This window comes from Streptomyces sp. NPDC104371 (genome assembly GCF_055583785.1).
The window spans coordinates 1-22626 of sequence record NZ_JBVJNF010000022.1; the positions used below are offsets into that span (position 1 = coordinate 1).

Consider the following 22626-nt stretch of genomic DNA (forward strand, 5'->3'; position numbering starts at 1 on the left):
GACCTTGCGCACACAACCGAACGTGCGGGACAGCTCCGCTGCCTGCGCGTCCGTGGGATAGAAGCGGTACTTGAACGCCCGCTTCACATGCGTCGCAGTCACACCTCACAAGCTAGTGAGGCTGCTCGTGAGAGCCAACTGCGGGTCAGAGAGCGGCCTTTCGCCTTAACAGCGAAACCCCACCCTTGCCCTGCTCCGCAGACGTTTCGCTTCCTCCCCCACCTGAAGGCGGGGGCGTCCTCGAAAGGAATCAGATGAACGGCCCTTTCACCTTTCGTGACATGACCCTCGACGACTGCCGACGCGTCAGCGAGATCCGTATCCGCGGCTGGCGGACGGCCTATCGGGGGCTGATACCGCAGTCGTATCTCGACGCCCTCGACATCGACGCGGACACCGCCCGGCGCCGCGCCCGGTTCGCGCCGGGCGGTGACGTGGTGAACCTCGTCGCCGAGCTGGACGGCGAGGTCGTCGGCTGGTCGGCGCACGGACCGTACCGTGACGGCGAAGTCCGCACCGCGGACGCCGAGTTGTACGCGCTCTACGTCGCGTCCGAGCTGATCGGCGCGGGCGTCGGCCGGGCTCTGCTCGCCGAGTCGGCGCGACGGTGCGCCGCGCGCGGACACCGGCGGATGTTCCTGTGGGTGCTCAAGGAGAACGCCCGCGCCCGCCGCTTCTACGAGCGGGCCGGTCTGCATGCCGACGGCGCCGAGGAGGCGTTCGACACGGACGGGGTCGCCGTGCCGGAGGTGCGGTACACGGGTGTGTTGCCATTGCCCGGTTGACGGTTCAGCGCTGTGGGGGCAAGCGCTTCAGGGCGTGTACGGCCGCCTCCGCGAGCGTCGGGTGCGCGAGCGCCTCGTTCAGTACGGGCCTGGCGCGTGGGTCGCCGAGGGTGCCGAGCCCCTCCACACAGGCGAGCGCCACCTTGCGGTACGGGTCGTGCGGGCGCAGCCGGCGCCGCAGGGTGGTGATCAGCGCGGGCACGGCCTCGGGGGCGCGCAGCTCGACGAGCAGGCGTACGGGGTGGAGGGCGTAGGCGACGCGGAGTTCGTTGGTGGCGAGGGCGGCTGCCGCGCGGGCGGTGCGTGGATCGCCGAGCCGGGCCAGGGCGTGGGCGGCCGCCGCGCAGCGCGGCGGGTCCCGGTGGTTGAGCAGCAGGACGAGCGCTTCGAACGCCCGCCGGTCGCCTTGGAGTCCGAGCCGGAAGGCCGCCGACTCGCGGGCCCACAGCGGCTGTCCGGGTTCGGTCAGCACGGCGGCCAGGGTGTCCGGGTCGCTGGTGGCCGCCAGCCGCTCGTAGGCCGGCGAGCCGCCGGACTCGGTCCGTAACCGTTCCGTGAGTGACCGCGACACCTCGTCCATGGAGCCGAGCGTACGGCCGCCCGCCGGTCGGCGGGACCTACATCACACATTCCGGGGGGTGGCGCGCTCGTTACCCGCGAGTTAAGCTCATTCGAGCGAGTTACCCACTCGTTTGACTTGCGGTGGCCTGGTGACGCAGCCACGGCAAGAAGCCATCCCACGCCCCTCGGGGCCGTGGGGCGCTGGTCGGTTCGGTACCTCAGGTACCCAGTACGACACGGCTTCGGGACAGAGCCGGTCGGATCACGTTCCGGACGTGTGCGCGTCCGCGGACGATGCCGGGCGTGTGCGCTCGTCGGCCCGGTGAACACCCGCAACCTCCGCACCGCGTGCGTCCGTTGACGCACCCAGGCGCATCTCTCAGTCGTCACCCCTTCATCTCTGGAGTCCCGCGATGGCCACTCCCTTCTCCGACACTCCTCTGTCCCCCCTCAAGACCGTTGCCGTGATCGGTCTCGGCACCATGGGCACCGGCATCGCCGAGGTGCTGACCCGGGCCGGCCGCGAGGTCGTCGGCATCGACGTCAGCGAGGCCGCGGCCACCCAGGCCGGCGCCGCGCTGGAGACCTCCCTCGCCCGCGCCGTCGGCCGCGGACGCCTCGGCGAGCGGGAGCGCGACGACGCCCTCGCCCGCTTCCGTACGTCCACGGATCTGGCGGCGGCGGCCGACGCCGACCTGGTCATCGAGGTGGTCCCGGAGTCGTACGAGATCAAGCAGCAGGTCTTCCGCGCCCTGGACGGCATCGTGCGGCCCGACACCATCCTCGCCACCGGGACGAACGCGCTGTCCGTGACCCGGCTCGCGGCCGACTCGGCGCACCCCGAGCGCGTCCTCGGGCTGCACTTCTTCAACCCGGCGCCCGCGATGCGCCTGGTCGAGGTCGTCTCGTCCGTGCTGACCGCGCCCGCCGCCGTCACCGCGGTGACCGACCTCGCCCTGGACCTGGGCAAGGAGCCCGTCGCGGTGGGCGACCGGCCCGGATTCGTCGCCGACGGGCTGCTGTTCGGCTATCTGAACCAGGCCGCGGCGATGTACGAGGCCAAGTACGCCTCCCGTGAGGACATCGACGCCGCGATGCGGCTGGGCTGCGGGCTGCCCATGGGCCCGCTCGCGCTGCTCGACCTGATCGGCGTCGACACGTCCCGTACGGTACTGGAGGCCATGTACGCCGCCTCCCGCGACCGGCTGCACGCGCCCGCGCCGATCCTCAAGCAGCTCAGCGAGGCGGGCCTGACCGGCCGCAAGTCGGGGCGCGGCTTCTACACCTACGAGGCCCCCGGCAGCGCGGTCGTGGTGCGCGACGCGCTGACCCCGCTGGACGGTACCGCCCTGGCGCCGGGCCGTGCGGTGCGCCAGGTCGGGGTCGCCGGTTCCGGCACCATGGCGTCCGGGATCACCGAGGTCTTCGCCAAGGCCGGGTACGACGTCGTCCTCGCCGCCCGTACCGAGGAGAAGGCGCAGGCCGCGAAGGCACGGGTCGGCAAGTCGCTCGCGCGCTCGGTCGACAAGGGCCGGATGACGGCCGAGACGGCCGCGCAGACGCTGGACCGGATCCGGCCGACGGGCTCCTACGACGACTTCGCCGAGGTCGATCTGGCCCTGGAGGCGATCGCCGAGGACCTGGCGGCCAAGCAGCAGCTCTTCGCCACGTTCGACAAGGTCTGCAAGCCGGGCGCGATCCTGGCCACCACCACGTCCTCGCTGCCCGTGGTCGCCTGCGCCCGTGCCACCTCGCGTCCCCAGGACGTCATCGGCATGCACTTCTTCAACCCGGCGCCCGCCATGAAGCTGGTCGAGGTGGTCCGTACGGTGTTGACGGCGGACGATGTCCACTCGACGGTCCGTGGACTGTGCGCATCGATCAAGAAGCACCCCGTCGACTGCGGCGACCGGGCCGGATTCATCGTCAACGCCCTGCTGTTCCCCTACCTCAACAACGCGATCAAGATGGTGCAGGAGCACTATGCGTCTCTTGACGACATCGACGCGGCGATGAAGCTGGGCGGCGGCTACCCGATGGGCCCGTTCGAACTGCTCGACGTGGTCGGTCTCGATGTCTCGCTGGCCATCGAGAAGGTCCTGCACCGCGAGTTCCGCGACCCGGGTCTGGCGCCCGCGCCGCTCCTCGAGCATCTGGTGGCCGCGGGCTGCCTCGGCCGCAAGACCGGCCGCGGCTTCCGCGAATATGCCAAGCGCTGACGGGCACGGCGACAGGCCCGGGGAGGGCGCCGACTGGGGCGGACTGCTCGACCCGGCCGCCCACCCCCCGCCCGCGCGAGGCGGGGGGATCCCCGGTCATGCACATCACCCGGCGCGCATGCAGTACGTTCGGGGCATGTCCCAGCCCGCCAAGTCCTCACGTACACCAGCCGCGTCCGACGCACCGGAGAGTGCCGCAGGCTCTCGCGCCGCAGCCCAACGGCTCAAGATGCGCCGAGAACTGGCTGCCGCCGCGATGGAGCTGTTCGCCGCCAAGGGATACGAGGCGACCACCGTCGACGAGATCGCGGCGACCGCCGGGGTCGCCCGGCGCACCTTCTTCCGCCACTTCCGCTCCAAGGAGGAGGCGATCTTCCCGGACCACGACGACACCCTGGTCCGGGCCGAGGCGGTCCTCAACGCGGCGCCCGCGCACGAGCATCCGCTCGACACGGTGTGCCGCGGCATCAAGGAAGTCATGAGGATGTACGCGGCCCAGCCGGAGATCTCCGTGCAGCGCTACAAGCTCACGCGCGAGGTGCCGACGCTGCGCGAGGCGGAGATCGCCTCGGTCGCCCGGTACGAGCGGCTCTTCACCCGCTATCTGCTCGGCCACTTCGACGAGCACGCGCATGACGACGACGCCAACGACGACCCGCTGCTCGCGGAGGTGGCGGCGTCGGCGGTGGTCACCGCGCACAACCACGTCCTGCGGCGCTGGCTGCGGGCCGACGGCCAGGGCGACGTGGAGACCCAGCTCGACCACGCCTTCGCGATCGTCCGCAAGACCTTCGGCACGGGGATCGGCGCCGGGCGCGAGGCCACGCCCCGGACGACGTCGGCGTCCGCGCTCACGCAGGGCGAGGTCCTGGTGACGGTGACCAGGACCGACACCCCTCTCGACGAAGTCATGCGCGCCATCGAGCAGGCCCTCAAGGACCGCTCGTAGCGTTCCGGAACCCCATCTGGGCAAGACCGTCCGACCCGCGGGCCGGTGGTGGCACTGAGTGCCACCACCGGCCCGTTCTCATGAGCGCTCCCCCAGTCACACCTTGATCGATCATCGCTCATTTGTAACGTAAAGATTTCATCTGAGAGCGAGTTCTGGCACCCAGTGCCTTGCGGGGTGACACGCCGTGCCATACCGTGAGGGTGTCCGGGCGGCCGGCGTACAGAGAACCTCCGTACGGCGGCTGTCCCCGCAAGCCCTCGGGCGAGCGCGCCCGGACGCCTGCGTCACAGGCACCCTCCGCGCCACCAAGCGTTGCCACAGCACCACCTCCGCCGAACCGACGGCACCCTCACCCGCAGCACACCGACGTAACCCTCAGCGTCTCCCTCAGGACTTCCCCCAAGCTCTCGACACCGCTCGACACCGTTCGACCGGGGAGACCCCACTTCGCCGGAGGCAACACCGTGAAGGACATCCTGGACGCGATCCAGTCGGGGACGGCCACGTCCGCCGACCTCGCCGCTCTGCCGCTCCCCGAGTCGTACCGCGCGATCACCGTGCACAAGGACGAGACGGAGATGTTCGCGGGGCTCACCACCCGCGACAAGGACCCCCGCAAGTCGCTGCACCTGGACGACGTGCCGCTGCCCGAACTGGGGCCCGGCGAGGCCCTGGTGGCCGTCATGGCCTCCTCGGTCAACTACAACTCGGTGTGGACGTCGATCTTCGAGCCGCTGCCGACCTTCGGCTTCCTGGAGCGCTACGGCAAGCTCTCGGAGCTGACCCGGCGCCATGACCTGCCGTACCACATCATCGGGTCCGACCTCGCGGGCGTCGTCCTGCGCACCGGCCCGGGTGTCAACGCCTGGAAGCCCGGCGCCGAGGTCGTCGCGCACTGTCTGTCGGTCGAACTGGAGTCCTCCGACGGCCACAACGACACGATGCTCGACCCCGAGCAGCGCATCTGGGGCTTCGAGACCAACTTCGGCGGCCTCGCCGAGATCGCGCTCGTCAAGTCCAACCAGCTCATGCCCAAGCCCGCCCATCTCACGTGGGAGGAGGCCGCCGCCCCCGGCCTGGTCAACTCCACCGCCTACCGGCAGCTCGTCTCCCGCAACGGCGCCCAGATGAAGCAGGGCGACAACGTCCTGATCTGGGGCGCGAGCGGCGGACTCGGCAGCTATGCGACCCAGTTCGCGCTCGCGGGCGGCGCCAACCCGATCTGCGTCGTCTCCTCGCCCGCCAAGGCGGAGATCTGCCGCGCGATGGGCGCCGAGGCGATCATCGACCGCAACGCCGAGGACTACCGGTTCTGGAAGGACGAGCACACCCAGGACCCCAAGGAGTGGAAGCGCTTCGGCAAGCGCATCCGCGAACTGACGGGCGGCGAGGACGTGGACATCGTCTTCGAGCACCCCGGCCGCGAGACCTTCGGCGCGAGCGTCTATGTCACGCGCAAGGGCGGCACCATCGTCACCTGCGCCTCGACGTCGGGCTACCAGCACGAGTACGACAACCGCTATCTGTGGATGTCCCTGAAGCGGATCGTCGGCTCGCACTTCGCCAACTACCGCGAGGCCTGGGAGGCCAACCGCCTCGTCGCCAAGGGCAAGATCCATCCGACGCTGTCCAAGGTCTACCCCCTGGAGGAGACCGGGCAGGCCGCGTACGACGTGCACCGCAACCTCCACCAGGGCAAGGTCGGCGTCCTGTGCCTCGCCCCCGGCGAAGGCCTGGGCGTGCGCGACGAGGAGATGCGCGCCCGGCACCTCGACGCCATCAACCGCTTCCGGAACATCTGAGGACAGCGAGGCACAATGACTGAGCGTCAGAACGCGCAGGAGCGCACCGAACGGGACCGGCCGTGGCTCATGCGTACGTACGCGGGCCACTCCACGGCCGAGGCGTCCAACGAGCTGTACCGGCGCAACCTCGCCAAGGGCCAGACCGGTCTGTCGGTGGCGTTCGACCTGCCGACCCAGACCGGCTACGACCCCGACCACATCCTCGCCCGCGGCGAGGTCGGCCGGGTCGGGGTCCCGGTCTCACACCTCGGCGACATGCGCCGGCTGTTCCAGGACATCCCTCTGGAGCAGATGAACACCTCGATGACCATCAACGCGACGGCCATGTGGCTGCTGGCGCTCTACCAGGTCGTCGCGGAGGAGCAGGGCGCGGACATCTCCCGGCTCCAGGGCACGACCCAGAACGACATCGTCAAGGAGTACCTCTCGCGCGGCACGCACGTCTTCCCGCCGGGCCCCTCGCTCCGGCTGACGACGGACATGATCGCGTACACGGTCTCCCACATGCCCAAGTGGAACCCGATCAACATCTGCAGCTACCACTTGCAGGAGGCGGGCGCCACACCGGTCCAGGAGATCGCGTACGCGATGTCGACGGCGATCGCCGTCCTGGACGCGGTGCGCGACAGCGGCCAGGTGCCGCAGGAGCGCATGGGCGAGGTCGTCGGCCGGATCTCCTTCTTCGTGAACGCGGGCGTCCGCTTCGTCGAGGAGATGTGCAAAATGCGGGCGTTCGGCCGGATATGGGACCGGATCACGCGTGAGCGGTACGGCATCGAGAACCCCAAGCACCGCCGCTTCCGCTACGGCGTCCAGGTCAACTCCCTCGGTCTGACGGAGGCGCAGCCGGAGAACAACGTCCAGCGGATCGTGCTGGAGATGCTGGCCGTGACCCTCTCCAAGGACGCACGCGCGCGTGCCGTCCAACTCCCGGCCTGGAACGAGGCGTTGGGGCTGCCCCGGCCCTGGGACCAGCAGTGGTCGCTGCGGATCCAGCAGGTGCTCGCCCACGAGAGCGACCTGCTGGAGTACGCGGACATCTTCGACGGCTCGCACGTCATCGAGGCCAAGGTGGCGGCTCTCGTCGAGGAGTCGCTCGCCGAGATCGAGCGGATCCAGGAGATGGGCGGCGCGCTGGCCGCCGTCGAGTCGGGCTACCTCAAGTCGCAGCTCGTCGCCTCGCACGCGGCGCGCCGGGCCCGTATCGAGTCCGGCCAGGAGAAGATCGTCGGCGTCAACATCTTCGAGACGACCGAGCCGAACCCGCTCACGGCCGATCTGGACACCGCGATCCAGACGGTCGACCCGGCGGTCGAGGCACGGGTCGTGGCCTCGCTCCAGCGCTGGCGCGACACCCGCTATCAGCCGCCCTTCAACCATCCGCGCCCGTGCAAGGCGCTGGAGCGGCTGAAGGAGGCCGCCAAGGGCACCGGCAACCTGATGGAGGCCACCTTGGAGTGCGCCCGTTCAGGGGTGACGACCGGGGAGTGGGCCGGGGCGCTCCGGGAGGTCTTCGGCGAGTTCCGCGCGCCGACCGGGGTGTCGTCCGCGCCGGTCGCGGTGGCACCCGAGGCGGGCACGGCCCTCGCGGAGGTCCGCCGCACGGTGGACGCCACCGCGCGCGACCTGGGCGTCGGCAAGCTCCGCTTCCTGGTGGGCAAGCCGGGCCTCGACGGGCACTCCAACGGCGCCGAGCAGATCGCCGTACGGGCCCGCGACGCCGGGTTCGAGGTGGTCTACCAGGGCATCCGGCTGACGCCCGAGCAGATCGTGGACGCGGCCCTCGCCGAGGACGTGCACGCGGTCGGCCTGTCCATCCTCTCCGGCTCGCACGCGCAGCTCGTGCCGGACGTGCTGGAGCGGCTGCGCGAGGCCGGTGCGACCGACATCCCGGTGATCGCGGGTGGGATCATCCCGAACGGCGACGCCGAACAGCTCAGGGCCGTGGGAGTGGCCGCGGTCTTCACCCCGAAGGACTTCGACATCACCGGAATCATCGGCCGTATCGTCGACGAGATCCGGAAAGCGAACAAGCTCGACCCTCTGGAGGTCCCCGCATGACAACGCCGGTCAACCGTCTGCGCCCGCGCCGCTCCTGCCTCGCGGTGCCCGGAAGCAACCCCCGCTTCCTGGAGAAGGCACAGGGCCTCCCGGCCGACCAGGTCTTCCTGGACCTGGAGGACGCGTGCGCGCCGCTCGCCAAGCCCGAGGCGCGGCACACCATCGTCAAGTTCCTCAACGAGGGTGACTGGACGGGCAAGACGCGGGTCGTGCGCGTCAACGACTGGACGACCGAGTGGACGTACCGCGATGTCGTGACGGTGGTCGAGGGCGCGGGCCCGAACCTCGACTGCATCATGCTGCCGAAGGTGCAGAGCGCCGAGCAGGTCGTCGCGCTCGACCTGTTGCTGACGCAGATCGAGAAGACGATGGGCTTCGAGGTGGGCCGCATCGGTATCGAGGCGCAGATCGAGAACGCCCAGGGCCTCAACAACGTCAACGCGATCGCCGCGGCCTCTCCCCGTCTTGAGACGATCATCTTCGGCCCGGCCGACTTCATGGCGTCGATCAACATGAAGTCGCTCGTCGTGGGCGAGCAGCCGCCCGGCTACCCGGCGGACGCCTACCACTTCATCCTGATGAAGATCCTGATGGCCGCCCGCGCCAACGATCTCCAGGCGATCGACGGCCCCTACCTCCAGATCCGCAACGTCGACGGCTACCGCGAGGTCGCGAAGCGCGCCGCCGCGCTCGGCTTCGACGGCAAGTGGGTGCTGCACCCGGGCCAGGTAGAGGCCTCCAACGAGATCTTCTCGCCGTCCCAGGAGGACTACGACCACGCCGAGCTGATCCTGGACGCGTACGAGTACTACACGTCCGAGGCGGGCGGCAAGAAGGGCTCGGCGATGCTCGGCGACGAGATGATCGACGAGGCGAGCCGCAAGATGGCGCTGGTCATCGCGGGCAAGGGCCGTGCCGCCGGGATGCGGCGCACCAGCACGTTCGAGATCCCGGAGGCGTGAGGACCATGCAGTTCGGACGCACCTACGAGGAGTTCGAGGTCGGGGCGACGTACAAGCACTGGCCGGGCAAGACGGTCACGGAGTACGACGACCACCTGTTCTGTCTGCTCACCATGAACCACCACCCGCTCCACATGGACTCCAACTACGCGGAGAAGACGACGGACTTCGGCAAGAACGTCGTCGTGGGCAACTACGTCTACTCCCTGCTGCTCGGCATGTCCGTACCCGACGTGTCGGGCAAGGCCATCGCCAATCTGGAGATCGAGTCGCTCAAGCACGTGGCGCCGACCTTCCACGGCGACACGATCTACGGCGAGACGACCGTGCTCGACAAGTGGCCGTCGAAGTCGAAGAACGACCGCGGCATCGTCCACGTCGAGACCAAGGGGTACAAGCAGGACGGCACGCTGGTGTGCGTGTTCCGCCGCAAGGTGATGGTCCCCACCGAGACGTACATCAAGGAGCGCGGCGGCGAACAGCCCGGCCGCCCGGAGCTGAAGGACCAGGAGAAGTAGATGAGCCGCCTCGCCCAGACCCCCGGTCTGACAGACGTCCAGCAGGAGATCGTCTCCACCGTCCGCGACTTCGTGGACAAGGAGATCATCCCGGTCGCGACGGAGCTGGAGCACCGCGACGAGTACCCGCAGCAGATCGTCGACGGCCTCAAGGAGCTGGGCCTGTTCGGTCTGATGATCCCCGAGGAGTACGGGGGTCTGGGCGAGTCGCTGCTCACCTACGCGCTGTGCGTGGAGGAGATCGCCCGCGGCTGGATGTCGGTCTCCGGCATCATCAACACGCACTTCATCGTGGCGTACATGCTCAAGCAGCACGGTACGCAGGAGCAGAAGGACCGCTATCTGCCGAAGATGGCGCTCGGCGAGACCCGCGGCGCCTTCTCGATGTCGGAGCCCGCGCTCGGCTCCGATGTCTCGGCGATCACGTCGAAGGCGGTCAAGGAGGACGAGGAGTATGTCCTGACGGGCCAGAAGATGTGGCTCACCAACGGGGGTACGTCGTCCTTGGTGGCCGTCCTCGTCCGCAGTGACGAAGGTCACCCCGAGGGCACGCCGCCCCACAAGTCGATGACGACCTTCCTGGTCGAGAAGGAGCCCGGCTTCGGCGAGGTCCGCCCCGGCCTCACGATCCCCGGGAAGATCGACAAGATGGGCTACAAGGGCGTCGACACCACCGAGCTGATCATGGACGGCCTGCGCCTCCCGGCCGACAGCGTCCTGGGCGGCACCACCGGCCGTGGCTTTTACCACATGATGGACGGCGTCGAGGTCGGCCGCGTGAATGTCGCCGCACGCGGCTGTGGCGTCGCTCAGCGCGCCTTCGAGCTGGGCATCTCCTACGCACAGCAGCGTCAGACGTTCGGCCGGCCGATCGCCCAGCATCAGGCCATCCAGTTCAAGCTGGCGGAGATGGCCACCAAGGTCGAGGCCGCGCATGCCATGATGGTGAACGCGGCACGCAAAAAGGACTCGGGGGAGCGAAACGACCTTGAGGCCGGCATGGCGAAGTACCTCGCCTCCGAGTACTGCAAGGAGGTCGTGGAGGACGCCTTCCGGATCCACGGCGGCTACGGCTTCTCGAAGGAGTACGAGATCGAGCGTCTCTACCGCGAGGCCCCGATGCTACTGATCGGTGAGGGGACCGCCGAAATCCAGAAAATGATCATCGGCCGCCGACTGCTCGAAGAGTATCGACTCCAGGGCTAGATGCACCGATTCGGGGTGTTTTCGTCGCGAAGAAGATCACACCCCGTCAACACTCTTCGGCCGCCGACTCGGCTTCCTGGCTTGCCCAGTTGTGGTGCGCGACCGGTACGATCGCCGGAAAGCCGCCGTCCCCCGTTGAAGCGCGGCATCATCCGCTACGAAGGTCATCCATGCCCCACAGCAAAACCTCTGCACCACGCGACAGCCTTGTCAGCGTACGCCTCGCGCGCGGAGCATCGCCGTGGCTTCTCCCGACCGTTGCCACCGCAGCCCTCAGCCTGGCCCGAGCGCGCCGCTCCGGCGCCGCCAAGGCCGTGGCCGTGCCCGCCACCGCACTCGCGGCGGGCATGCTGTGGTTCTTCCGCGACCCGGAGCGCGAGATCACCCAGGGCCGGGTCATCTCCCCCGCCGACGGTGTGGTGCAGAGCATCATGCCGTGGAAGGACGGACGGACCCGCGTCGCGATCTTCATGAGCCCGCTCAATGTTCACGTCAACCGGGCGCCGCTCTCCGGCACGGTGACGTCGGTCGAGCACATCCCCGGTGGGTTCGTTCCGGCGTTCAACAAGGAGAGCGAGAACAACGAGCGCGTAGTCTGGCATTTCGATACCGAACTGGGCGACATCGAAATGATCCAGATCGCCGGCGCGGTGGCCCGCCGTATCGTCCCGTACGTGCCCCAGGGCACGAAGGTCGAGCAGGGCGACCGTATCGGCCTGATCCGCTTCGGCTCACGCGTCGACCTCTATCTGCCCGAGGGCGTGGAGGTCGCGGTCGAGGTCGGCCAGAAGACCGTGGCTGGGGTGACTCGCCTTGACCGTGATTGATCCAGATACCAAGGCCGGCTGGGTGCCGGAGGCGGACGGAGTGGACGACGAGGAGGAGATGCCTCTCTCACTCCGCCTCTCGATAGCGGACACCCTCACCCTGGGCAACGCCACGTGCGGGTTCATGGCGGTGTACTTCACCACCACCGGCATCCTGATCCCGCATCTGACGGGCAGCGACGAGTCGGGCGGCATGGCCCGGCACTCCGCCGCCACGGCTGTGATCCTCATGCTCTGCGCGGCGATCTTCGACCTCTTCGACGGTCTGGTCGCCCGCAAGCTGCGCAGCTCGCCCATGGGCGCGGAGCTGGACAACCTCTCGGACCTGATCAGCTTCGGTCTGGCACCGGCGTACTTCGTCCTGGTCTACGGCATGGTGGCGGACGACGCGCACCAGAGAGTGGCCGCGGTCGGGGCGATCGTGGTGTTGCTGGCCGTGGTGCTCAGACTTGCCCGGTTCTCGTGCGTGACGATGAAGGACGGCATGTTCCAGGGCATGCCCTCGCCGTTCGGCGCGCTCACCGTGGTCTCGATCGTGCTCCTGGAGCTGCCGTTCTTCGCCACGCTGCTGGCGATCATCGGCACGGCGTGGCTGATGGTGAGCCGGGTCGAGTACCCGAAGCCGCGGGGCCGTCTCGCGGTGGCGATGCTCTCCTGGATCGTCCTGAGCATGGCGATGCTGGCGGCCTGGGCCTTCGAGGCGCCGAGCGGCACGCTGCTCCTCCAGACGGGCTGCGCGCTACAGCTCGTGATGAGCGCGGTGATCCCGCTGTTCGCGACGGCTCGCCGGGTGAACACCTTCCGCGGCAACCGCCGTGAGGCGCGGACCGCAGAGCTTCCGTAGCGCACGCTCGCGCTCGGCTTGGGCCCCGGACCGGGATGGTTCGGGGCCCTTCGCTTGTGCGGGGGGGGGGGGCAGTTCAGGTGCGGGGGTCAGTTCTTCAGGCGCGGCCTCGGCTCAGGGCTCCGTGCGGCCGGTGCGAGGCTTCAGCTCAGGTGCTCCCTGGCGATCCGCTCCGCCACCCGTTCCAGCAGCGGTCCCGCCTGGGCGATGCAGCGCGCCACGTCCGGCTCGACCTCCGTCAGCGGGTAGGCCCGGCGGATACCGGTCCGCGCCAGTGCCTCCGGCGTCAGCGCCAGTCGGCCGCACACCGCCACGACCTCCTTGCCCGCCGCCCGCGCGGCCGCCGCGACCCCCGCCGGGGCCTTGCCGTGCAGCGTCTGCGCGTCCAACGCGCCCTCGCCCGTGATCACCAGCGTCGCCCGCTCCAGCGCGGGCGCGAAGCCCAGCACGTCCAGCATGACCTCGATGCCCGGCCGGAAGCGGGCGCCCAGCAGCAGCGCCCCGTACCCAATGCCTCCCGCGGCCCCCGCGCCCGGCGACGCCGCGTACTCCGCGGCCCGGGGTCCGACGGCCCGTTCCAACACCGTCGCGTAGTGCCGGAGCGCCGCGTCCAGCGCCCGCACGTCGTCGGGCGAGGCGCCCTTCTGCGGCCCGTACACGGCGGGTGCGCCCGTGGGCCCGGTCAGCGGGTTGTCCACGTCGCTCGCGAGGACGAGTTCGACCGAGGCGAGCCGTGGGTCCAGACCGGACAGATCGGCACGCGCGAGGGCCGCGAGGCCGCCACCGCCCGGGGGCACCGGCTCCCCTTCCGCGTCCAGGAACCGCGCGCCCAGTGCGGACAGCATCCCGGCGCCCCCGTCCGTACTCGCGCTTCCGCCGACCCCGAACACGAGGACGCGCGCCCCGGCGTCCAGCGCGGCCCGCAGCAGTTCCCCGGAGCCGTACGTGGACGCGGTCAGCGGTGCGCGGACGCCGAGCGGCAGCCGTTGCAGCCCGCTCGCCTCCGCCATCTCCACGACCGCGGTGTCACCGTGCAGCGCGAACGCCGCGGTGACCTCCCGGCCCAGGGGTCCCGCGACCCGTACCTCGCGCCGTTCGAACCCGGACGCGACCGCCGCGTCCACCGTCCCCTCGCCGCCGTCGGCCACGGGCAGCGACTCGACGGCGAGGCCCGGTACGACGCGGCGCAGCCCCGCTGTCACCCGCTCCGCGACCTGTACCGCCGTCAGCGATCCCTTGAACTTATCCGCGGCGATGAGCACCCGCGATGCGGCGTCCGGCACCTGCGCTCCCTTCGAAATTCGAACATATGATTGAATCCGGTCATGCGACCGTTCCCCGACGATCTTGTACAGGCTCAGCAGGCATGCTGTCCGCGAGTCCAGGAAGTGCCATGTCCGCGCTGCCGCCCGACGCACCGCGCCTGCGGGCGATTCTGAGGCACCTCGAGGAACAGATCGCCGACAACGAGACCCTCGGCGTCTATCTGCGCCTCCAACGCGACGCCGTCCGCGCGGCCCTCACGCGCGCCGAGGCCGCCGCGGCCCGGACGCCGACCGAGCCCGTCGGGACCGAGCGCGTCGCAGCCGGACGCGTCACGGCCGGGCGGATCGCGGCCGAGCGCGTCGGCACCGGATACGTCATCGAGCCCAAGCCGTACCCCCGGCACCCGAAGCCCGCGCTCATCCACCGCGCCGACTGCACCGCGCCCCGGCGCGCCACCATGCCCGTCGCCCCCGAGCAGGCCCGGCTGGGGCTGCGGAAGGACGCGAAGCACATCGCGGCGTGCGAGGTCTGCGCACCCGAGATACCCGCGACACCCGAGATCCCTGCGACACCCGAGACGCCCAAGCTTGCCTAAAGGTATTAGGTAACTACATAATCGTTGTCGCTGAATGGGAGGAAGGCTATGGTTCGAGTGGGGCTGACCCCTGAGCGGCTGACCCGGGCGGGGGCGGAGCTGGCCGACGAGGTCGGGTTCGAGCACGTGACCGTCTCGGCGCTCGCCCGGCGGTTCGACGTCAAGGTCGCGAGTCTGTACTCGCATCTGAAGAACTCCCAGGACCTCAAGACCAGGATCGCCCTGTTCGCACTGGAGGAACTCGCCGACCGGGTCGCCGCCGCCCTGGCCGGGCGCGCGGGCAAGGACGCCCTGGCCGCCTTCGCCGAGGCCTATCGCGACTACGCTCGGGAGCACCCCGGTCGCTATGACGCCGCCCGGCTCAGGCTCGACCCCGCAACGGCCGCCGCCAGTGCGGGCGTTCGGCACGCGCAGATGACGCGGGCGATCCTGCGCGGCTACGACCTGACGGAGCCGGACCAGACGCACGCGGTCCGGATGCTGGGCAGCGTCTTCCACGGCTACGTCAGCCTGGAGCTGGCCGGAGGCTTCAGCCACACCGCCGTCGACGCGCAGGAGTCCTGGGCCTGGGTCGTGGACTCCCTCGACATCCTGCTGCGGAACCGGGCCACGTCCTGACCTCCGCACGCCGTCCGAATCACTTGATCAACGGGTTGAGGCAATGAACACCGAGCACGACAAGCATGACGGGCATGACCAGCGTGACGACCATGTTGAGCACGATCGTCACGACTGGATCAGTACGCCCATCACCGCGGACCTCCTGCGCGGCTTCCTCGACGTGGAGCACACTGCGCACGGTCTGCTGCCGCATCGGCTGCCCGCGCGGGCGCGTCGCCAGTTCCCCGACGGCCAACTGGCCCTGGCCGAGGCCCAGCCCTCCGGTGTGCGGGTGGTCTTCCGCACCCGGGCCACGACGATCGAACTCGACACGCTGCCCACCAAGAGGGCCTACCGGGGGTACCCGGCCCCGGCGGACGGCGTGTACGACCTGGTGATCGATGGCCGTCTCGCCGCCCAGACCACGGTGCCCGGCGGCAACGTCCGCGTGATCGACATGGCCACCCAGGCCGTCGAACTGCGCGAAGGCCCGTCCGGCACGGCCCGGTTCACCGATCTGCCGACGGGTGACAAGAGCGTCGAGATCTGGCTTCCGCATGTGGAGGTCACCGAGCTGATCGCCCTGCGCACCGACGCCCCGGTCGAGCCCGCGCGGGAGAACGGACGCAAGGTGTGGCTGCACCACGGCAGTTCCATCAGCCACGGTTCGAACGCCGCCCATCCGACGGCCATCTGGCCGGCCCTGGCCGCCGCGCAAGGCGAAGTGGAGCTGGTCAACCTCGGGTTCAGCGGCAGTGCGCTGCTCGACCCGTTCACCGCCCGCGCGATGCGTGACACCCCCGCGGACATGATCAGCCTCAAGATCGGCATCAATGTCGTCAATGCCGACGCGATGCGGCTGCGCGCCTTCGGGCCCGCGGTCCACGGCTTCCTCGACACCCTCCGCGAGGGCCATCCGACCACACCGCTGCTGGTCGTCTCCTCCATCCTGTGCCCGGTCCAGGAGGACACCCCCGGCCCGCTCGCGCCCGACTTCGACGGCGGGAGGTTGCGCTTCAAGGCCACCGGCGATCCCGCCGAACGCGCCGCCGGGCGGCTGACGCTCACCGTCATCCGCGACGAACTCGCCCGGATCGTCGCTCAGCGGGCCGCCGACGACCCGAACCTGCACTACCTCGACGGCCGTGACCTGTACGGCGAGAAGGACTACGCCGAACTCCCGCTGCCCGACGCCATCCACCCCGATCCCGCCGGACACCGCCGCATCGCCGAGAACTTCGCACGACTGGCGTTCGGCGACGGCGGCCCCTTCCGCCCCTTCGCAACGGTCTGATCGACCGGAAGGCGCCGAGGCAGCGGCCCAGGACTGGCCATGTTCATCAGTCCAGGAAGTCGATTGCCTCAAGGTAGCCGTCATAGGCCTCGCCGTACTGCATGGCAGCGACAAGGAACATGGAGCGGTCGGTCAAGGCCCGCCCCAGTGCCGCCCGGCTCTGCTTCGTGTCCGTCGCGTCGGCCAGACGGCGGGCGAGCGCCACGCCTTCGTCGAAGAGCGGGCGGAGTGGCTTGAGGATGCGATGCTCGCGGTTCACCCGGTAGAGGGCCGAACGAACAGTGAACCTCCGTTGCAGAGCGACCAGTTCGGGAAGGTGCCCGCGCGGATCTGCCCTGGCAGCCGCTCTCAGCTCGGAGACCTGTTCTTCCAGGGCGGGCAGGCCGTCGACGTACGCCTGCTTGACGTCGGGTGACCAGTTGAGGAAGTCGAAACCGAACGGAGGGGACGGCGCGTCCGGAAGCGGTGCGGGCTCCGCCGACCGCCCGGACAGGGCGTACAGGGTGGTCCACCACGACAGGATGTTGCTCCAGCTTCTGCGTTCCCCGGTCCTGTCCAGCTCGGACAGGAGGGCGAGGGCACTCTGTCGGGCCCCGCGAGCCGCGACGCGGCGTCCGGCAGCGTCCAACATCCCGGCGTAATGGACGAATTGCCACGTCAGGGTGGCCAGCGGGTGCGCGTCGACTTCGGCACGACTGACGTCCACCAGGTTCCCGAACGCTTCCAAGGCCTCGTCATGGCGTCCTGCCGCGTCCAGTTCGGCCACCCATGCGAGCACGGTCCAGGACGAGTTCGTCGCCGGGCCGTCCGAGCGATCGGCTTGTACCAACTCCCCGCAGAGTTCGGCGGCTTCCCGGTGGCGCCCGTCCTCGGCCAGCACAGTGGCCAGCGCACGGTGCCCGTACAGGGCACTCGTCACGTGCCCGTGCGCCAAGCCGTATCGTTCGGCCTCAGCCATCTCCTCACACACGGCGAAGCCCTCGGCCCGCCGTCCGCGGGCGTACAGCTCGCGCCGGTACGGGGACAGCGCACGCACCAGCAGCTCGGTCCTGTTGGGCTCGCCCGTGTCGATGCTCCGCGCCACGGCGACCGCCTCGGCGTGGCGGGCCAGCCGCAGTTCGGGCCGGTCCCGGACCTCCGGCGCGTACGCGTAGGAGAGCAGTGCGTCCGCCAGCTTCGGCAGGTAGGTGACCGGACTCACCACCGAGAGCACCTGGTACGCCTCGATCTGTCGGCCGAGGCTCAATCTCCCTGATCCGAGCAACATCGTGCGTGCCCGCAGCACCGCATCCTGATCGACCTTGCCGGTGTGATCCATGACAGCGATTCTCAGAGCCGAAGGAGGGGCCGGACAAGGCGGCTGAGCTGTGCTCTCCGTCCTACGCAAATGGCCTGTGAGCTGTCATGATGGAGACGGCATCATCGCTTGACGGTTCGCGGTTCACCCGACGCGGGCGAGGTGTGCGGAGCAGGCAGCCGATGACCCCCGAGACTGCCTGAACCCAGCATGGTGGGGCTCCGTGTCGTGGCCTACGGTGCCCAACAGAGCTGATCGTCATGAGAGTTGACGGGCGCGGTCGGCGGCTGTCAGGGCCGTGGAAGCGAGGGGGCACCGGTGAGTGACCGGCATGTGCTGAAGATGCTGCGGCAGATGGCGAGCGGGCGGTGGTCCGTCGAGGTCGCACCGGCCATGGCCACGACCAAGGAGTTCGCCCGACTCGCCGCCGTCGCCCAGCAGTTCGGGTACGAGTACGCGGGAATTCGGCGGGGATCGGGGTACGTGATGTCGTTCGTGCCCGACCTCGGCCCGCAGGCCCGCGCGCGAGCCGCACACAACTGGGCGCAGTACCCGCATGCGAGCGACGGGGGCGCGCGGCCACCCCTCGCGCCCGAGGCGATCGACCTCCTCAAGGCCCGCATCACGTTCGACATGAGTGCCCTCTACGGCAATCAAGTGCTGCGGAGCATCGGGCTCGTCAGCGCCCTTCTCGTCTTCGGGCTCCTACGGGGCACCACTCCCACCGTGTTCGCCGGCATCGCCTGCGCCGTGCTCGTGGTCGGCGTACCCCTCGGACTCGCCGTCAATCGACACCGCAGAGCCAAGTGCACCGCGCTCTTGCAGGACGCCGGGTTCATCCCGATGACCGACCGGAACGGACGGCTGCGGTACGTACCGCCGGGGCAGCTTCCCGGCTACGGCGATCCGAACGCCGGAAGGGCGTAGCGCCCGCGACACCGGGCGCCGAACCGTAACCCGCGCAGGTCTTCATCGCGAACCCCGACGCCGCCGAGGGGACACTCACCGGACTCCTCCGACATGCACAGGAGGCGCACCTCGCGGGACCTGAGATCGACGCGAGGGACGAAGGGATCGGCCTGCTCGCGATGTCAGCCGGGCTCGGCACCAGCGTCCTTGTCGGCCGGCGCAGCCTGGAGTCCGCGACCGCGGTTCTTGCGCTTGGCGGCGGCGACTGTCGCGCGCGCCGCGCACACGTCCGTCACCCGCGCAAGTGAGTCAGCAGTGCGTCCTCGACGGGGTAGGGCCGCTCCTCGGGGAGCAGCCGGGTCGCGGAGTCCAAGTCCCCGTCGCCGACGAGGGCGTGGATCTCGTGGGCGAGCGGCGTCACGTCGCTGATGGAGACCGTCCACTCGTCCGCGTAGCGCCGTACGGCCTCACCGGAGAGCCCGAGTTGAAGGGAACGGTAGGGCAGGGGCTGGAGGCGCAGATCGCGCTCCGGGTCCCACTGGACGCGGGCCGGTGAACGCTTCAACTCCCGTTGCCAGGTGGGGTGGTCGGGGTGCAGCCCGGGTACGTAACTGGACAGACACGCATGGCGCAGCGCCCACTCGAAGCCGTCTCGGGTGATCTCGACGGCCAGGACGGTCTCCTGCCCCGGCTTCGTGCCCCAACCGCAGCGGTACATCATCCACATGAACGACGGCTTGATCCAGGTCATCCGGTCCCGCTTCCACGCGGCGGGGAAGCGGCCCTGGCGCACCGCGGGCTCGCCCAGTTCCGGGGAGTACGCCTGGTAGACGGTGATCGTGGATGCCGTGTGGCGTGCGCGGATTCTGCGTGTCGGTTCTTCCATGGCGTCCAGGGTGGGACCAGCCGCTTCCCCTCGGCCAGTGAATTTCGAACGGGCCGGGGTGCGCTTCGATTTCCGTTCGCTCCGCGCGGGCAGGCGTTCTACGCTCGCCGCATGCCCATGAACAGGCCCCTCGTCGCCATTCTCACCGGCGCGGGTATCTCCACCGATTCAGGTATCCCCGACTATCGCGGTCCGAACGGGCTGTGGCGGCGGGATCCGGAGGCCGAGAAGCTCGTGACGTACGCGTACTACATGGGCGATCCGGAGATCCGGCGGCGGTCCTGGCAGATGCGTCGTGGGAACCGGGCGCTGCGGGCCGAGCCGAACGCCGCGCATCTGGCTGTCGCGGAGCTGGAGCGGTCCGGGGTGCCGGTGCGGGTGATCACGCAGAACGTGGACGGGCTGCATCAGCTCGCCGGGATGCCCGCCCGCAAGGTGCTGGAGCTGCACGGCACCGTGCACAGCGTCGTCTGTACGCGATGTCATGCGCGCGGGCCCATGGCGGACGTCCTCGCGCGGGTCGCCGCGGGTGAGGAGGATCCGCCGTGCCTGGAGTGCGGCGGGATCCTCAAGTCGGCCACCGTGATGTTCGGCGAGCAGCTCGACCCGGTGGTGCTGGGCGAGGCGGTCGCCATCACCAAGGCCTGCACGGTGTTCATCGCGGTCGGCAGCAGCCTTCAGGTGCAGCCCGCCGCCGGGCTCGCCGGGGTGGCCGCAGACCACGGGGCCCGGCTGATCATCGTCAACGCCGAGCCCACACCGTACGACCACCGGGCCGACGAAATCGTACGCGAGCCGATCGGCACGGCTCTGCCCGCACTGCTGCGCACGCTCGGCGAGGACGGCAGAGAGAGCTAGAAGAGGGCCGCGCCGCTCTCGAAGTCCAGCAGGCGCTTCTTGCGGTCCAGGCCGCCGCCGTAGCCCGTGAGGCTGCCGTTCGCGCCGACGACGCGGTGGCAGGGCACGATGATGCCGAGGGGGTTCTTGCCGTTGGCGAGTCCGACCGCGCGTGAGGCGCTCGAGTTGCCGAGTGCGTCGGCCAGTTCGCCGTACGAGCGGGTCTCGCCGTAGGGGATCAGGCACAGTTGCTCCCAGACCCGGCGCTGGAACGGGGTTCCGTCCAGGCGCAGTTCGAGGGTGAACTCCTTCAACTCACCGGAGAAGTAGGCCTCCAGTTGGTCGATCGTCTCGGCGAAGGGTGTCTCGTCGCGGTCACCGAAGCTCTCCTCGGGCGGGCGGTGGCGCTGGTCGGTCATATACAGGCCGGACAGGACGCCGTCCGTGGCGACGAGGGTCAGGGGCCCGTACGGGCTGTCGATCACGGTGTGTTGTTTCGCTGTCATCGTGTGCATCACCGTCGTCCGCGTCATCGTCGTCTGCGTCATGGGCTGTGTCATCGGTTGTTTCATTGACTGCTTCATGGACTGCGTCATGGGTTTCAGTCCCTTGGATTCCCTTATACAGGGAGGAAGTTGATCGGGTGGCCGTCGGTCGCCCACAGGTACTGGACCGCGTACGCCCGCCACGGTCGCCAGGCCGCGGCGCGCGCCGTGAGCGCGGCGGGGGTGGACGGCAGGCCCAGGTGCTGTGCGGCGCGGCGGATGCCGAGGTCGGTGGGCAGGAACGCGTCGGGGTCGCCGAGGGCACGCATCGCGATCACGTCGACGGTCCAGGGGCCGAAGCCGGGCAGGGAGAGCAGCCGCGCACGGCTCTCCTCCCAGTCGCTCTCGACGCCCAAGTGCAGTGATTCGTCGGCGAGTTGGTTCACCAAGGTGGTGAACGTGGTACGGCGGGTGCGCGGCATCGCGAGCGACGCGGGGTCGAGCGCGGCCAGCGCCCGCGGCGAGGGGAAGAGGTGGGTGAGGCTGCCCTCGGGGTCCTCGACCGGTTCGCCGTGCGCGGTGACCAGGCGGGCCGCGTGGGTGCGGGCGGCGGAGGTGGAGACCTGCTGGCCCAGAACGGCCCGTACGGCGAACTCGGCCTCGTCCACCGTACGCGGCACCCGGCGGCCGGGGGCCTTGTCGACCAAGGGGGCCAGCAGCGGGTCCGTACGCAGTTGGTCGTCGATGGCGACCGGGTCGGCGTCCAGGTCGAGCATGCGGCGGCACCGGCTGATGGCGACGGGCAGGTCGCGCATGTCGCTGAGGTTGAGGCGGCAGGCGATGTGGTCGGGCCGCGGGGCGAGCGCCACGATCCCGTGGCCGTACGGCAGCCGCAGGGTGCGCCGGTACGCGCCGTCGCGCCACTCCTCCACGCCGGGTACCGCCGTCGCGGCGAGGTGGCCGAAGAGGTTGTCGGGGTTGAGCGGGGCGCGGAAGGGCAGCCGCAGGGCGAGGACGCCGGGGGTGGTCACCGGCTGCTTCGGGTGGCGGCTGCGCAGCTCGCTCGGCGAGAGCGCGAAGACCTCACGGACGGTGTCGTTGAAGGCGCGGATCGAGGAGAACCCGGCCGCGAACGCGACCTCCGCCATGGGCAGCGCGGTCGTCTCGATGAGCAGCCGGGCCGTCTGGGCGCGCTGGGCGCGGGCGAGCGCGAGCGGGCCCGCGCCCAGCTCGGCCAGGAGCTGGCGCTCGACCTGGCGGGTGCTGTAGCCGAGGCGGGCGGCGAGGCCGGGCACGCCCTCGCGGTCGATGACGCCGTCGGCGATCAGCCGCATCGCGCGTGCGACGAGGTCGGCGCGCTGGTTCCACTCGGGCGAGCCGGGGCTGGTGTCCGGGCGGCACCGCTTGCAGGCCCGGAATCCGGCCTGCTGGCAGGCTGCCGCGCTCGGGTAGAACGTCATGTTCTCCGGCTTCGGCGGCACGACCGGGCAACTGGGCCGGCAGTAGATCCGCGTGGTCACCACCGCGGTGAAGAACCACCCGTCGAAGCGTGCGTCTTTGGACTGGACGGCGCGCACGCAGCGCTCCTGGTCGGTGTGCATCCCGTTCCGCATGCCTCCAGCATCGACCACCGGCGGCGGCCGGGCTGGCGAGAATCCGACATGTACGTCGGCCGACCTGTCATGACCCCGGTGACACCCTCCCGGATGCGCCGTCT

General features: G+C 69.9%; 22 protein-coding genes and 1 pseudogene. 16 read left to right on the plus strand and 7 right to left on the minus strand.

What is annotated here, in order from left to right; genetic code table 11:
- A partial coding sequence (locus ACZ60T_RS33630; RefSeq protein ID WP_380495076.1) for a helix-turn-helix domain-containing protein occupies positions 1–102 on the minus strand: 102 nt, incomplete at its 3' end.
- A gap of 152 nt (positions 103–254) precedes the next feature.
- Here ACZ60T_RS33630 and ACZ60T_RS33635 point away from each other — a divergent pair.
- Positions 255–785, plus strand: coding sequence for a GNAT family N-acetyltransferase (locus ACZ60T_RS33635; protein ID WP_469669425.1), 531 nt, complete (start codon positions 255–257; stop codon positions 783–785).
- Between the two features lie 4 nt (positions 786–789).
- Here ACZ60T_RS33635 and ACZ60T_RS33640 read toward each other — a convergent pair whose 3' ends face one another.
- Complete coding sequence (locus ACZ60T_RS33640; RefSeq protein WP_469669426.1) at positions 790–1365, minus strand: adenylosuccinate lyase; 576 nt, start codon at positions 1363–1365, stop codon at positions 790–792.
- A gap of 394 nt (positions 1366–1759) precedes the next feature.
- Between ACZ60T_RS33640 and ACZ60T_RS33645 the strand changes: the two genes are divergently transcribed.
- The 9 genes from ACZ60T_RS33645 to pssA all read left to right on the plus strand — a co-directional run bounded on the left by ACZ60T_RS33645 (position 1760) and on the right by pssA (position 12740).
- Positions 1760–3565 (plus strand): 3-hydroxyacyl-CoA dehydrogenase family protein, encoded by a 1806-nt coding sequence (locus ACZ60T_RS33645; RefSeq protein ID WP_469669427.1) that lies wholly within the window; start codon positions 1760–1762, stop codon positions 3563–3565.
- Between the two features lie 136 nt (positions 3566–3701).
- On the plus strand, positions 3702–4514 hold the full coding sequence (locus tag ACZ60T_RS33650; RefSeq protein ID WP_469669428.1) for a TetR family transcriptional regulator: 813 nt from the start codon (positions 3702–3704) through the stop codon (positions 4512–4514).
- 467 nt (positions 4515–4981) lie between these two features.
- Positions 4982–6319: a crotonyl-CoA carboxylase/reductase gene (gene ccrA / locus ACZ60T_RS33655; protein ID WP_469669429.1), complete on the plus strand. Its 1338-nt coding sequence runs from the start codon at positions 4982–4984 to the stop codon at positions 6317–6319.
- A 15-nt stretch (positions 6320–6334) separates the two neighbouring features.
- The gene (locus ACZ60T_RS33660) at positions 6335–8383 is read left to right on the plus strand and encodes a protein meaA (protein ID WP_365627485.1); all 2049 of its coding nucleotides are present in this window, start codon (positions 6335–6337) and stop codon (positions 8381–8383) included.
- Entirely contained in the window at positions 8380–9345 is a 966-nt protein-coding gene (locus ACZ60T_RS33665) for an HpcH/HpaI aldolase/citrate lyase family protein (RefSeq protein ID WP_252425989.1), read from the plus strand. Before ACZ60T_RS33660 ends, ACZ60T_RS33665 begins: the two co-directional genes overlap by 4 nt.
- Before the next feature lie 5 nt (positions 9346–9350).
- The gene (locus ACZ60T_RS33670; protein ID WP_365627479.1) at positions 9351–9863 is read left to right on the plus strand and encodes a MaoC family dehydratase; all 513 of its coding nucleotides are present in this window, start codon (positions 9351–9353) and stop codon (positions 9861–9863) included.
- Positions 9864–11069 carry an acyl-CoA dehydrogenase family protein gene (locus tag ACZ60T_RS33675; protein WP_469669430.1) on the plus strand — a complete coding sequence of 402 codons (1206 nt, stop codon included), beginning with the start codon at positions 9864–9866 and terminating at the stop codon, positions 11067–11069. It abuts the gene before it with no gap.
- Positions 11070–11239: 170 nt separating this feature from the next.
- The gene (locus ACZ60T_RS33680; protein WP_252426020.1) at positions 11240–11896 is read left to right on the plus strand and encodes a phosphatidylserine decarboxylase; all 657 of its coding nucleotides are present in this window, start codon (positions 11240–11242) and stop codon (positions 11894–11896) included.
- A 22-nt stretch (positions 11897–11918) separates the two neighbouring features.
- Positions 11919–12740 (plus strand): CDP-diacylglycerol--serine O-phosphatidyltransferase, encoded by an 822-nt coding sequence (gene pssA / locus ACZ60T_RS33685; protein WP_469669442.1) that lies wholly within the window; start codon positions 11919–11921, stop codon positions 12738–12740.
- 143 nt (positions 12741–12883) lie between these two features.
- Here pssA and ACZ60T_RS33690 read toward each other — a convergent pair whose 3' ends face one another.
- Positions 12884–14023 (minus strand): glycerate kinase, encoded by a 1140-nt coding sequence (locus ACZ60T_RS33690; protein ID WP_469669431.1) that lies wholly within the window; start codon positions 14021–14023, stop codon positions 12884–12886.
- A 110-nt stretch (positions 14024–14133) separates the two neighbouring features.
- On the opposite strand from ACZ60T_RS33690, the gene ACZ60T_RS33695 reads away from it, so the two are divergent.
- The 3 genes from ACZ60T_RS33695 to ACZ60T_RS33705 are packed head-to-tail and all read left to right on the plus strand — an operon-like array spanning position 14134 to position 16495.
- The gene (locus tag ACZ60T_RS33695; RefSeq protein WP_469669432.1) at positions 14134–14601 is read left to right on the plus strand and encodes a DUF6233 domain-containing protein; all 468 of its coding nucleotides are present in this window, start codon (positions 14134–14136) and stop codon (positions 14599–14601) included.
- A gap of 48 nt (positions 14602–14649) precedes the next feature.
- Entirely contained in the window at positions 14650–15219 is a 570-nt protein-coding gene (locus ACZ60T_RS33700; RefSeq protein ID WP_469669433.1) for a TetR/AcrR family transcriptional regulator, read from the plus strand.
- 43 nt (positions 15220–15262) lie between these two features.
- On the plus strand, positions 15263–16495 hold the full coding sequence (locus tag ACZ60T_RS33705; protein ID WP_469669434.1) for an SGNH/GDSL hydrolase family protein: 1233 nt from the start codon (positions 15263–15265) through the stop codon (positions 16493–16495).
- A gap of 46 nt (positions 16496–16541) precedes the next feature.
- On the opposite strand, the gene ACZ60T_RS33710 is transcribed toward ACZ60T_RS33705, so the two are convergent.
- Positions 16542–17813 (minus strand): hypothetical protein, encoded by a 1272-nt coding sequence (locus ACZ60T_RS33710; RefSeq protein ID WP_469669435.1) that lies wholly within the window; start codon positions 17811–17813, stop codon positions 16542–16544.
- Between the two features lie 297 nt (positions 17814–18110).
- Here ACZ60T_RS33710 and ACZ60T_RS33715 point away from each other — a divergent pair, with 297 nt between their 5' ends.
- Complete coding sequence (locus tag ACZ60T_RS33715; protein ID WP_469669436.1) at positions 18111–18719, plus strand: hypothetical protein; 609 nt, start codon at positions 18111–18113, stop codon at positions 18717–18719.
- Positions 18720–18751: 32 nt separating this feature from the next.
- A pseudogene (locus tag ACZ60T_RS33720) lies at positions 18752–19009 on the plus strand (hypothetical protein); the annotation flags it as partial.
- Here ACZ60T_RS33720 and ACZ60T_RS33725 read toward each other — a convergent pair.
- Complete coding sequence (locus ACZ60T_RS33725; RefSeq protein WP_469669437.1) at positions 18994–19587, minus strand: DUF4291 domain-containing protein; 594 nt, start codon at positions 19585–19587, stop codon at positions 18994–18996. The pseudogene ACZ60T_RS33720 and the gene ACZ60T_RS33725 sit on opposite strands and share 16 nt — an antisense overlap.
- 117 nt (positions 19588–19704) lie before the next feature.
- Here ACZ60T_RS33725 and ACZ60T_RS33730 point away from each other — a divergent pair, with 117 nt between their 5' ends.
- On the plus strand, positions 19705–20445 hold the full coding sequence (locus ACZ60T_RS33730; RefSeq protein ID WP_469669443.1) for an SIR2 family NAD-dependent protein deacylase: 741 nt from the start codon (positions 19705–19707) through the stop codon (positions 20443–20445).
- Here ACZ60T_RS33730 and ACZ60T_RS33735 read toward each other — a convergent pair.
- Both ACZ60T_RS33735 and ACZ60T_RS33740 read right to left on the minus strand, forming a co-directional pair.
- A complete protein-coding gene (locus tag ACZ60T_RS33735; RefSeq protein ID WP_469669444.1) occupies positions 20442–20930 on the minus strand; it encodes a methylated-DNA--[protein]-cysteine S-methyltransferase in 489 nt (162 codons plus the stop codon). The two genes, ACZ60T_RS33730 and ACZ60T_RS33735, sit on opposite strands and share 4 nt — an antisense overlap.
- 113 nt (positions 20931–21043) lie before the next feature.
- On the minus strand, positions 21044–22510 hold the full coding sequence (locus tag ACZ60T_RS33740; protein ID WP_469669445.1) for an AlkA N-terminal domain-containing protein: 1467 nt from the start codon (positions 22508–22510) through the stop codon (positions 21044–21046).
- Positions 22511–22626 lie beyond the last annotated feature (116 nt).